The 12,382-nt window shown below is 41.4% G+C and carries 13 protein-coding genes; all 13 read left to right on the top strand.

Translation table 11 applies throughout. From position 1 onward, the window contains the following. The first annotated feature begins 27 nt into the window (after positions 1 to 27). The 13 genes from fcl to cysN all read left to right on the top strand — a co-directional run bounded on the left by fcl (position 28) and on the right by cysN (position 12,381). A complete protein-coding gene (gene fcl, locus P7F88_RS22325; protein WP_277828402.1) occupies positions 28 to 987 on the top strand; it encodes a GDP-L-fucose synthase in 960 nt (319 codons plus the stop codon). 62 nt (positions 988 to 1,049) lie between these two features. After that, entirely contained in the window at positions 1,050 to 1,505 is a 456-nt protein-coding gene (locus P7F88_RS22320) for a GDP-mannose mannosyl hydrolase (RefSeq protein ID WP_277828401.1), read from the top strand. 29 nt (positions 1,506 to 1,534) lie between these two features. Beyond that, complete coding sequence (locus P7F88_RS22315; protein WP_277828400.1) at positions 1,535 to 2,299, top strand: hypothetical protein; 765 nt, start codon at positions 1,535 to 1,537, stop codon at positions 2,297 to 2,299. A gap of 27 nt (positions 2,300 to 2,326) precedes the next feature. After that, positions 2,327 to 4,474 (top strand): glycosyltransferase, encoded by a 2,148-nt coding sequence (locus tag P7F88_RS22310; protein WP_277828398.1) that lies wholly within the window; start codon positions 2,327 to 2,329, stop codon positions 4,472 to 4,474. Between the two features lie 20 nt (positions 4,475 to 4,494). Next, a complete protein-coding gene (locus P7F88_RS22305; RefSeq protein ID WP_277828396.1) occupies positions 4,495 to 5,286 on the top strand; it encodes a sulfotransferase in 792 nt (263 codons plus the stop codon). Between the two features lie 20 nt (positions 5,287 to 5,306). Further along, complete coding sequence (locus tag P7F88_RS22300; protein WP_277828394.1) at positions 5,307 to 6,131, top strand: glycosyltransferase family 61 protein; 825 nt, start codon at positions 5,307 to 5,309, stop codon at positions 6,129 to 6,131. Between the two features lie 62 nt (positions 6,132 to 6,193). Continuing rightward, positions 6,194 to 6,481: a hypothetical protein gene (locus tag P7F88_RS22295; RefSeq protein WP_277828392.1), complete on the top strand. Its 288-nt coding sequence runs from the start codon at positions 6,194 to 6,196 to the stop codon at positions 6,479 to 6,481. An 80-nt stretch (positions 6,482 to 6,561) separates the two neighbouring features. Beyond that, complete coding sequence (locus tag P7F88_RS22290; RefSeq protein WP_422128421.1) at positions 6,562 to 7,416, top strand: GT-D fold domain-containing protein; 855 nt, start codon at positions 6,562 to 6,564, stop codon at positions 7,414 to 7,416. Positions 7,417 to 7,445: 29 nt separating this feature from the next. After that, positions 7,446 to 8,057, top strand: a complete 612-nt coding sequence (locus P7F88_RS22285; protein ID WP_277828388.1) for a hypothetical protein — start codon at positions 7,446 to 7,448, stop codon at positions 8,055 to 8,057. A 10-nt stretch (positions 8,058 to 8,067) separates the two neighbouring features. Further along, a complete protein-coding gene (locus tag P7F88_RS22280) occupies positions 8,068 to 8,718 on the top strand; it encodes an ABC transporter ATP-binding protein (RefSeq protein WP_277828386.1) in 651 nt (216 codons plus the stop codon). Between the two features lie 105 nt (positions 8,719 to 8,823). Then, complete coding sequence (wecA, locus tag P7F88_RS22275) at positions 8,824 to 9,918, top strand: UDP-N-acetylglucosamine--undecaprenyl-phosphate N-acetylglucosaminephosphotransferase (protein WP_277828384.1); 1,095 nt, start codon at positions 8,824 to 8,826, stop codon at positions 9,916 to 9,918. A 142-nt stretch (positions 9,919 to 10,060) separates the two neighbouring features. Continuing rightward, on the top strand, positions 10,061 to 10,969 hold the full coding sequence (gene cysD / locus P7F88_RS22270) for a sulfate adenylyltransferase subunit CysD (protein ID WP_277828382.1): 909 nt from the start codon (positions 10,061 to 10,063) through the stop codon (positions 10,967 to 10,969). After that, on the top strand, positions 10,969 to 12,381 hold the full coding sequence (gene cysN / locus P7F88_RS22265) for a sulfate adenylyltransferase subunit CysN (RefSeq protein WP_277828380.1): 1,413 nt from the start codon (positions 10,969 to 10,971) through the stop codon (positions 12,379 to 12,381). Before cysD ends, cysN begins: the two co-directional genes overlap by 1 nt. Position 12,382 lies beyond the last annotated feature (1 nt).

Here is a 12,382-nt window from a genome sequence, read left to right as displayed (position 1 = left end):
TCAAATCTAAAAAGTTAAGTGACATTTATGAAAAAAGTATTTATTGCTGGTCACCGCGGAATGGTTGGATCAGCAATTGTGCGTCAGTTAGAAAAACGTAGCGATATTGAAATTGTTACGCGCGCTCGCAATGAGTTAGATTTAACCAATCAACAGGCTGTCTCTGAGTTTTTTACAGGTGAGGGTATCGATCAGGTTTATTTAGCTGCGGCTAAGGTTGGCGGTATTCATGCCAATAACACATATCCAGCCGAGTTTATTTATGAAAACCTGATGATTGAGTGCAATATTATCCATTCTGCTTACCAAAGTGGCGTGAAAAAACTGCTCTTCTTAGGGTCATCCTGTATTTATCCAAAAATGGCACCGCAGCCAATGCAGGAGGCAGCATTGCTAACGGACACGTTAGAAGAAACGAACGAGCCATACGCTATAGCTAAAATTGCTGGTATTAAGCTTTGCGAATCGTATAACCGTCAGTATGGTGTTGATTACCGCAGTGTGATGCCTACCAACCTGTACGGCCCACATGATAATTTTCATCCGGAAAACTCTCACGTGATACCAGCTCTATTGCGTCGATTCCATGAAGCAGCCCAGCGTGGAGACTCTGAAGTTGTCGCATGGGGGAGTGGTAAGCCAATGCGAGAGTTCCTTCATGTTGATGATATGGCATCGGCATCTATTCATGTGATGGAGTTAGATAAGGCGACATATGAATCCAATACCGAGCCGATGTTAAGTCATATTAACGTAGGTACTGGGGTGGATTGTACCATTCGTGAATTGGTTGAAACCGTTGCTAAGGTAACGGGCTTTAAAGGGGAAATAGTCTGGGATACAACAAAACCAGATGGAACACCTCGTAAGCTGATGAATGTTGAAAGGCTGGCTTCTCTTGGCTGGAGATACAGCTACAGCTTGGAAGAAGGCCTGAAAGATGCCTATCAGTGGTTTATCAATAATCAGGATAACTTCCGTAGTTAAAATCTAAATGGCTCCATTGTAAAGGTGGAGCCTTTATCCCTTCCTATTTACCATAAGCACATATGTTTCTAGATAAAACTACCTTTACTACTGTAATAGACTCAACACCACTTGTTTCTATCGATCTGGTTGTTGAAAATTCAAAAGGACAGATATTACTTGGGTTAAGGAACAATCGACCAGCTCAGGGCTATTGGTTTGTCCCTGGTGGTCGAATACGTAAAAATGAAACCCTTGATAATGCATTTGAAAGGCTGTGTCAGGAGGAGCTTTCTATTAACGTAACTCGTGAAGAGGCAGAATGCCTTGGTCCGTTTGAGCACTTCTATTCTGATTATGTATTTGGAAAGGATGTATCAACGCATTACGTAGTTATTGGCTATAAGGTGTTTGCTGATATCAATATAGAGCAATTGCCAGATGCACAGCACAACCAATACTGTTGGTTAGATAAAGAGCAAATGCTGTTACGAGACGATGTACATAAGCACAGCAAATGGTACATTGAGAAAAATTAAATATTAAGAATTAAATACAAGGAATTACCATGAGTCGCGCGAACAAAGATAGCGAACGTATTTTATCTGATATTCGTCACTTTCAGGCGATGGTTTCTAATGAAACGGCAAAAATCAAACAAGACATAACCCAGCATATCGCCAGAAGGGGAAGTGAAGAAACGGCAACAGAAGCATTGGTTGACCGAGTTGCTGAGCATTTAGCCAAACTCAATGCACGTATGCAGGTGGTAGAAACCGTATTGGCATCAGAGATTCCACTAAAAAGGGAAATTGCTGATTCAATGACGAAGACAATTCAGGCAAAACCAGCGGTTGCTCAACTACCATCTCTTCCAAAGAAATTAATTCTTAATACTCAGTCCTTTGCAACCAACACTAATATGGGGGAATCTGAGCTTACGGATACGGGGCTTAGTTACTGCTGGACTATGCAGGAGCCTACTACTCGTTTTAGAGCTAAGGTTTCTCGCGCTCAGAAGATGCAGGCTCGAATTCGCCTTGTTAGCGTTGTGAAAGAAGATTTAAAGTCGGATATCAAAGTACTTGTTGATGGTGAAACGGTACCGAGCCGTATTATGTTTGATGGCACTCTGGATTGCTTGATTGCAGACATCCCTGTCGCTAAAAACAAGGCCGATGAAACTTTGCTAGCGATACAGTTACCTGCTACATACTCACCAAAAGAGTTGGGTTCTTCTTCAGATGAGCGCAAACTAGGTATAGCAATCAATACTATTGAGTTTACGGAGCCTCAAAAGAAAGGGCTCAGCCGTATGTTTTCTCGTCGATAATATCGAGTAAGGTTTTATTTTTTCCTTATGTCATCTGCTTTATTTCAGAAAGTTCGATTTTTCTTACGAATTGTTTCGTTTGGACGTCTAAAAACTTTATATCGATTACTTAAGAACGAACCACCAAGCCATGTTTTAAAACAAGTAACTACTTATCTTTCTGCAAAAGGAAAGATCGACGGATACCTGTTCTCATCCTCGGTATTTGATAACAGCCATTATATTGTGGATTTGGAGCAGCCTGTTGACCTCCCGATAGTCGCTCCCAAGCATGACAGGGTACAGGTCTCTATTATTATCCCGGTTTACAATCAGTGGGAATATACTGCTCGCTGCGTTGAGTCTGTTGTTAATAGCGTTAAAGGGGTAAGTTACGAAATTATCCTTGCAGATGACTGTTCTGATGATGAAACAAGAAACGCGGCTAAGTTGCTCGAAAATGTGAATATCATAAGAGCAGAGAGTAATCAGGGTTTTTTACTTAACTGCAATAATGCAGCAAAGCAAGCCAGGGGCGATTATATTGTTTTTTTAAACAATGATACCTATGTGCATGAAGGTTGGCTGGAAGCTTTGGTTGATGTGGCTGAAAAAGATACCTCAGTTGGACTCGTAGGTTCAAAGCTGGTTTATGAAGACGGTACGCTTCAAGAGGCCGGAGGTATTGTTTGGCGAGATGCATCTGCCTGGAACTATGGCAATGGCGATAATCCCGGTAAGCCTGAATACAATTATCTGAAATCGGTTGATTATGTTTCCGGTGCCAGTATTTTAGTTCGCCGTTCTTGCTGGGAAGAGCTGGAGGGATTTGATACAAGATATGTTCCAGCGTATTACGAAGATACGGATTTTGCTTTTGCATTGGCAGATAAAGGCTATAAAGTTATCTATCAGCCTAAATCCGTAGTTACGCATTTCGAAGGTAAAAGTCATGGAACGTCGACCACATCTGGTCTAAAAGCATATCAAAAGGTGAACCAGAAAAAGTTTCGTAGCAAGTGGCAGCATAAGCTTAGTCATGCTCATATGCCGCATGGTCAGAATATTTTTCAGGCGCGGGATAGAAGTACAGATAGTCGAACAATCTTGATTATTGACCATTATGTCCCTTGGTTTGATCAGGATGCAGGCTCCCGTTCTACTTTTATGTATATTCAGTTTTTTTTAAATCAGGGATATCACATAAAGTTTATTGGCGACAATTTTTATCCGCATCAACCCTATACCGACATTCTCGAGCAAATGGGGGTAGAGGTGCTTTATGGCAATGAGTATGCGAATAACTGGCAAGGGTGGTTTTTGGCTAATCACTCGTGTATTGATGTTGTATATTTGCACCGTCCACACATCGCCCCTAATTATCTCGACTTCATAAAAGAAAACAGTTCAGCAAAGGTACTGTATCAGTGCCATGATCTGCACCATTGGCGCTTTGAACGTGCAGCGGAAGTAGACGATTGTGATGAAACCAGAGAGAAAGCAAAAGAGTGGTACGAAAAAGAACTAGCTCTTTTTGATAGTGTTGATGTTGGTTTAACCTTCTCTATGGATGAAAAACACTACCTTGAGGAGCAAGGGCTTAGTTGTGCTATAGAGCAGATTCCGTTATTTCTTTACGATAAGCCAATGATTAAGGACTGTATTCCTAACTTTAACGAACGTTCAGACTTTATGTTCGTGGGAGGGTTCAACCATTCACCTAACAGTGACGGAGTGCTATGGTTCTTGAACGAAGTTTTTCCACAAGTGCTTGAAGTAATTCCTGATATAAAGTTCCATATCATAGGCAGTAAAATGCCTGATTCGATTAAAAAATTTGAGTCTGAGAATGTGGTCATTCATGGATATGTGTCCGACCAGGCATTAGAACAGCTGTATCGAACTGTGAAGGTTAATATTGTTCCTCTTCGCCATGGTGCTGGTGTAAAGGGTAAGCTTATTGAGTCTTTTTATTTCGGTACTCCAACAGTTTCGACGGCAGTAGGTGTAGAAGGCATTGATGCAGAACGTTTTGGTTTAATAGGTTTTGATAAACCAGATACGTTTGCGTGCGAACTCATTAACTTATTGTCTGAAGAAAAGAGCTGGGTTCAACACCAAACAAAGCAGTCACAACTTTTCGAACAATCATTCCTGACGTCTAGTCAGGCTGAACGCCTAAAAAGCGTATTTTAATAATCAATTAGAGAGTATCTGTGAGTCAGGTTTTTATTTTTTCCGCGTGTTGGCGTACAGGTAGTACATTGGTTCAACGCTTCTTTAATACCTCAGATGATCTACTTATCTGGGGTGAACCCAATTTTCTTCTACCTTTTGGTAACGCATTTGACAAGTCGGTAGGGCACTTTAAATCAGTAGCGTGGCAACAAGAGGTTGTTGAGAAGCAAGGCTTCCAAAAAGCCTGGAGCCCGGTGTTAAATCCTAAGGTTGAAACTTTGTTAGAAGGGTATCGGGCTTTTTTTAACACAACTTATGGGTTGGAACTAACCAAGTTTGGTAAATCTCGTTGGGGATTCAAAGAGGTGAGACAAAATGCTTATCAGCATGCCTCAATGATGAAGCAGCTATTTCCAGATAGTAAAATTATATTCCACTACCGCAACCCTTATGACGTTTACGAATCGCTTTTAGGTACGGATTTCCACAAAAACTTCCAGGGGCCTTTTCAACCAATGCGCTTTTGGGCCAAAAATATGAGGGATTTTCTTGATTCAGAAAAAGTTGAAAAATTGGATGCGCTAGTCATATCACATGAAGAATTTGTAGCAGAAGCAACTTCCCAACAAGTTATGCAAGAGCTAGCTAATTTCACTAATACAAAACTAACCGAAAAGATGAAGGCGACTATACAGCTAAAAGTAGGGGCTACATCTCAACAGAGTGGATTAGATAAGCCAACGATAAATCGCTTAAATCAGGTCTTGCTTGAAGAGTTAGGTGAACAAGACAGAGAAAGAGTGATGAGTTTGTTTGGTGGCTTAAAGTAAACAGGTATCTTATGTCCTGGTTGAGCAGATTTCTAAAAATCAATGTTCACAAGAGTATTTCGCAAAACGGAAACAATAGCCGTCTAGAAGTAAAGAAACTGCAAAATGTAGTGGTTGCTCCCTATCAATATTTGCTTTCAGGAAAAGGGAAAATACATCAGGGAGGCCCGGTGTTCCCTGACTGGAACACGTCGCCGTATAGACATTACCGATGTGGCAAGCCAGTTGATAATTTGCCCGTAGTGCCTCTACAAGGGAATCCAACAATAAAAGAACCCGTATTTTGGTGTGGCGCTATATACCAACATTTCGGCCATCAGGTAAGTGAGTTTTCTAGCAGGATTCTAGTTTATAAATACTTTGCTAAAAAGATGAGGCTTAACGGTAAGTACTGCTTTGCTATTTCGGAATCAAGCCATTGGAAAGTAGTTGATGATCTTCCTACATTTTTTTTAGATATATTGGATTGGTTCAACATTCCGTATGAACAAGTATTATTGGTTCGTTCTCCTCTGTACGTTGAGCAACTATATGTCTGCCCGCAACAGGAACACCTAGGAGAGCCTTCTCCAACAAAAAGTGACTATATTGAGCTGTTAACTACTCATGCAGAACAGTCTTCGCCTGTCAGTAGGGTAAGTGAAGGTGGTGTGTTTGTTTCCAAAGCTGGCCTGCCAGATGCCCGTTTTGCAGCTGAAAAATACTTAGAAGAGTGCTTTATTAAAGCTGGGATTTCGGTAATAAAACCTGAAACTCTATCGTTAAAAGAGCAAATAAACGCCTATCTAGCACATGAAGATCTTTTTTTACAGAAGGGTCGGCTATTCATGGCCTCCAATTGTTAGGCAAAAACGTAAAAAATGTCCATGTATTGATGAGGCATAAAGGAACGTTCGCTGCAAATAGATTGATTCCGCGCAGTATCTCGGTAAATCATATCGCTCCTTTGGGCTTTGTGCATAAGTTTAATGGTACAGATGCGTTAGAGCATACAGGTTTGTCATTTGTTGACACTGTGGGTGTTGAGGGCTACGTACGCAGTTTAGGGTATGTAGACTTTAAGCTGGATTCTGAAGAGTATCGACGTTTAGCGATAGAAGATTTGCAAAAGTGGATGCAGCAGTATAATCAGGAGCCCGAGTCCATTAACAACCAATTACATACTTTTAGCGATTTAAGAAACCTTGTTGTATAAGAGGTAGCGGTGTTTAATATTAGTAATCCGTTAAGAAAAAAACAAAGAAACAAGAAAGGCTCAGCCTTACACAATATCAGATGATCCAAAGAGGTCGCCTCCTTTCTGTAAAGCTTTTTCCCAGTCGTCCTCATGAGCATGCTAATGAATTAAAAGAGCTAATTGTGCAAAAAATAGACCATGCGGAGCCATTTTCTATAGTTAGGCTGGGAGATGGAGAGGGTAGAATATTAGCGTATCCGGAATATCTGCATGAAGATACGATGAAGAGTGAAGTTTTGTTGTATCAGTTTGGGAAGCAAGTTAAACCTGCGCTTAGAAGAAAGTTTGGCAGGAGCTGGGTTAAGGAATCCATTGCCATTTTGTCCGAACACATGAACATTGCGATTTCATCTGCCGACGTAATCGGAGCACCAAGTCATTTACACCATAGTAAGCCTTTAAGCACCAGTAACCTTAATGCTAGATTGGCGAATTCAGTTGCAATTGAGTTTGCTAATAAGTCAGCTATTGAACATCCAAATAAACAAATTTTCGATGTGTTTATATTTAGAGCCTTCCAGAAACAAGGTCTATTTTTTGATGTTTTGAATAACTTAGACTTCTTAGGTGTAATTTCTCATACTGATAACTCTTCAATACTCATGAAGACGTTCCAGATTAAGCAATGTAAACATATAAAAATTCCAGGCCACCAGACATTTATGAAGTCTAAGAAGCTACATTTCCCTACAGAATATAAAACTGTTATTGATCAGATTTCGGTTCCTTATAAAGGTGCGGTTTTTTTAGTGGCAGCGGGTTATCTTGGGAAGCTATATTGCCATGAAATTAAATTGCGGGGCGGAATAGCATTAGATATCGGTTCAGTGTTTGACAGTTGGACTGGATTAGGTAGGCTTGATGCCATAAAAGATGAGTCCATGAGACTTTGAATTAAATACTCGAATATTAAGATTTATGTATGAACAATAAACTACTGCTAGCGGCTTTGACGATCATACCAAAGCGATTTCAAATCAAGGCGTTAAGTAAGTCCATCCAGTTTTTATTTAAGGATGAGCTTAAACAGATCGAATCTGGCTCTATTTCGTTATATCTGAAGGATATTGATAAGAGCTGGACCGTAGAGCTGTTTCCTGAACAAAAGGGGAAACAATCGGTAATTAAAGTAAATACCAGTTTTGAATCAGTTGTTCGTATGCAACGAAAAGCAGAGTTGATTCGTGCTTTAGAGAATGGTGAGTTGGAAATATCTACTTCAGTTCAGGATAGAGAAGTTTTAGTGAGTGCACTATATGCTTTAGAACAGGCTAAAATAGAAGCTTTGATAGACAAATGCTACTCGTTTTTACATATCAAACGCCCGCCAAGGTTGGATATTTACAAAGTTGTACCAGAAGATATTAAAGACGACTTAGATATCGACTTTTTACGTGATGAAGCTTTGAGAATGGAAGCTTCCGATAAGACACTTGCTTTGCGCTTAATGGAGCTGGCCCTTGAAGCAAGACCTAACGGCCCTTTGATTAGGAAAAAAGTTCTTCAATATCGTGCTGAACTAGCAGAAGTATAAGCTAGCCGTAATGATAGAGTTACAAAACCTAACCAAATACTACCCATCCGAACTTGGTAACCAATACGTTTTCCAGGATGTTAACTTTTGCTTTCCCGAAGGGCATAGCATCGCGTTACTTGGCTCAAACGGAGCAGGTAAGTCGACACTGTTTCGTATTATTGCAGGCAGTGAGTACCCCAATAAGGGACGTGTTATTACCAGTAAATCGATCTCTTGGCCAGTGGCTTTGGCTACAGGTATTCATCCGCAGATGACGGGGCGTGAAAATACACGTTTTATCGGTCGAGTAAATGGTGTGGCGGATCTCGATGAGTACGAAGAGAAGGTAAAAGATTTCGCTGAACTTGGTATTAAGTATGACTTGCCAGTTAAAAGCTATTCCAGCGGTATGCGATCTCGTCTGGCGTTTGGTACCTGTGTTGCTATTGATTTTGATGTCTATCTTATTGATGAAGCTACATCTGTAGGAGATCAAAAGTTCCGGAAAAAAGCAAAGCAAGCTTTATTGGATAAGAGCCGTAATGCCAGTGTCATTATGGTGAGTCACGATATAAAGGAGATAAAAGAGTTCTGCAATAGTGCAATTATTCTTCATCAGGGTGAACTAACCTTTTATCCTGATCTGGAAGAAGCTCTCGATATTTACAGTAAGCTTTAGGCTTATTATCTACTATTATTAATTGAAATATCTTATAGACTGCCATGTGCAAATAATTGTATGGTGTATTTGGCTAGGTGTACCTATAGAGAATAAAAAATATACATGTTGACTATTACGGCTTTAACTTTCATTTTGTCGACAATGTTTGTGTTAGGTTTAAGAAAAGCAGCGGTAAAACACGGATATGTTGATAGGCCAACGGCCAGAAAGGTTCATACTGGAGATATTCCGCTAGTTGGTGGTATATCTCTATTCTTTACTATACTTGCAGTTCTTGCTACCCATCCTGAGTTTTTGCCTCGTTCTGGAAACTACCTCTTCTGTTCAGCAGTTTTGGTCACCGTTGGTGCACTAGACGATAAGATTGAACTAGGTGCTAAGTTTCGCCTTCTGATATTAACCCTACTATCGGTGTGGCTAACATTTAGTCACAAAGCAAACCTTGTTCATTTAGGTGACCTTTTTGGTTTTGGGGATATATTTATTCCCAACGGTAAAGAGTTGTTCACGATCCTTGCTGTTATCGCAGCGATAACAGCTTTCAATATGTCCGATGGGTTGGATGGGCTATTAGGTGGTCTTTCTGCAGTAACATTTGGCAGTCTGGGTTATTTCTTTTTTCACGCCGGTCAAACGAACTTAGGCGCCTTCTGTATTTTATTCGTTGTCGCGATGTTGCCATACATTTTGTGTAATCTGGACATTGTCCCTCATCGCACTTTAAAGGTGTTTATGGGTGACTCCGGCAGTTATTTTATTGGTTTTACGATCATTTGGCTCCTTGTCGAAAGCACCCAATTTGCGGCTCCTATGACCAAAGAGGTGTCACTAAGGCCTGTCACTGCCCTATGGATAACGGCGGTACCCGTTATGGATATGGTCATGGTTATGCTACGGCGAATTGGTAAGAGACAATCGCCTTTAAAGGCAGACAAATTGCACCTGCATCATATTTTTCAAAGGCTAGGGTTCTCGTCCTCCAAAACTCTAATCACAATTGTCTCTTTCAGTATCCTCTGTGCTGCGTTTGGCATTTATGGAGAACTTACAGCGGTCCATGAGTATGTAATGCTGTACCTGTTCGTTGCGCTGTTCTTTGTATATTTTGTTGCAATGAGACATATCTGGAAGATAGTCACGACACTAAGAAGCTGGAAAAAGAAGAGAGAACTCCATCAGAAGAAGTTGATGAGATAAACGCTATTACTAAAGAATTGCTATAAGTTATAAACGATTCGCATTGGAGTTTATTGGGCTCGATGTTAGCCTTGTAACCGTATTCTTAATTCATGATGAAAATCATAGGTAATCCGTCGATTACTAAAGGCAAATAAAAACTATGGACAAAAAAAGATTAACTCACCTCAAAGCACTGGAAGCTGAGTCTATCCAGATTATGCGTGAAGTGGCAGCAGAGTTTGATAACCCTGTAATGCTTTACTCGGTTGGTAAAGATTCATCCGTGCTACTTCATTTGGCACGCAAAGCCTTCTATCCTGGAAAAATTCCGTTTCCGCTGATGCATGTGGATACCAATTGGAAGTTTAAAGAGATGATCGCGTTCCGTGATCGCCTTGCAAAAGAGTACGATTTCGATTTGATTGTTCACAAGAACCCACGTGGCCTTGAAATGAACATCAACCCGTTTGTTCATGGCAGTGCTAAGCATACCGATATTATGAAAACCGAGGGTTTGAAGCAGGCGCTAGACAAGTACGGTTTTGATGCTGCATTTGGTGGTGCACGTCGTGATGAAGAGAAGTCTCGTGCAAAAGAACGTGTGTATTCTTTCCGTGATAAAAACCACCGCTGGGATCCTAAAAACCAGCGTCCTGAGCTGTGGAACATCTATAACTCGAAAGTAGAGAAGGGAGAAAGCATTCGCGTATTCCCACTATCTAACTGGACGGAACTGGATATCTGGCAGTATATCTATCTGGAAAATATCGAGATTGTGCCACTGTACCTTTCTGAAAAGCGCCCAGTCGTTGAGCGCGATGGTACGCTAATCATGGTTGATGATGAGCGCATGCCTTTAGAAGAAGGCGAAGTGCCTGAAATGAAGATGGTTCGATTTAGAACTCTTGGCTGTTATCCGCTTACGGGTGCGGTAGAGTCTGAAGCGCAAACTCTGCCTGAAGTAATTCAGGAAATGTTGCTATGTACCACTTCAGAGCGTCAAGGTCGTGTGATCGACCACGACTCAGCGGGTTCTATGGAGAAGAAGAAGATGGAGGGGTACTTCTAATGTCTCACAGTTCAAATTTGATTGCCTCAGATATCGAGGAATACCTAAAGGTTCACGAGAACAAAGATCTGCTGCGTTTTCTTACATGTGGCAGTGTAGATGATGGTAAATCGACATTAATTGGCCGTCTGCTTTATGATAGCAAGATGATTTTTGAAGATCAGATGTCTGCTATCGAGAAAGATTCCAAGCGTTTTAATACGACGGATGAAGAATTCGATTTAGCTCTATTGGTTGATGGCCTGCAGTCCGAGCGTGAGCAAGGCATCACTATCGATGTCGCTTACCGTTATTTCTCGACCGAGCAGCGCAAGTTTATCATCGCGGATACTCCGGGGCATGAGCAGTACACTCGTAACATGGCGACTGGTGCCTCAACTTGTGACTTGGCGATTATCCTGATTGATGCCCGATATGGTGTTCAGGTTCAGACTCGTCGCCACAGCTATATCTGCTCGCTACTGGGTATTAAACATATCATTGTTGCTGTAAACAAAATGGATATCGTCGATTACGATCAGGAAGTGTATAAGAAGATCAAAGACGATTATCGTGAGTTTTCTAAAGAGCTTGCTTTTGATGATATCCGCTTTGTTCCAATTTCAGCACTTAAGGGCGATAACGTTGTAAACGAAAGCGAGAATATGACCTGGTACCCAGGCTCTCCGCTGATGAAACTACTGAACTCAGTAAACATTCGTAGAGACGACTTCCAGTCTTTCCGATTCCCGGTGCAGTATGTGAATCGTCCAAATCTGGATTTCCGAGGCTTTGCTGGCACTATTGCCGCTGGTGATATCCGTGTTGGTGATACCGTTATGGCCCTGCCTTCTGGAAAAGAAAGCAAAGTTGAATCGATAGTGACCTTTGATGGTGACTTGGAAACGGCCTCTACTGATATGGCGGTTACCATTACGTTGGAAGATGAAATCGATATCAGCCGTGGCGATATGATTGTTCGCCCACACGACAAGCCAGAATCGAGCGCAAACGTGATTGCGGATGTGGTTTGGATGACAGAAGAGCCTATGCATTTGGACAGGCAGTATCAAATTAAAGTCGGTTCGAAGTCTGTATATGGTGAAGCTCAGGCGATTGACTATAAAGTTAACGTCAACACCATGGAAAAAGAGGCGACTCAGCAGCTTGACCTAAATGAAATTGGCCGCTGCCAGTTCCACTTCACGGAGGAAGTTCAGTTTGATGCTTACGAGAAGAACCGTCACACAGGTGCGTTTATCATTATAGACAGGCTTACCAACGTGACTGTTGGAGCCGGTATGATTCGTGGCGCAGCTGAAGGTGGCTTGGTAAGTGCTAAAGCTCCTGCTGAATATAGCGAGTTCGAGTTAGAGCTAAATGCGCTTGTCTGTAAGCACTTCCCACACTGGGGCGCTAAAAAGCTAGGCTAAT

Origin of the sequence: Vibrio hannami (assembly GCF_029589055.1) — a bacterium.
GTDB classification, from domain to species: domain Bacteria; phylum Pseudomonadota; class Gammaproteobacteria; order Enterobacterales; family Vibrionaceae; genus Vibrio; species Vibrio hannami.
This window is presented reverse-complemented; position numbering and strand designations above follow the sequence as displayed.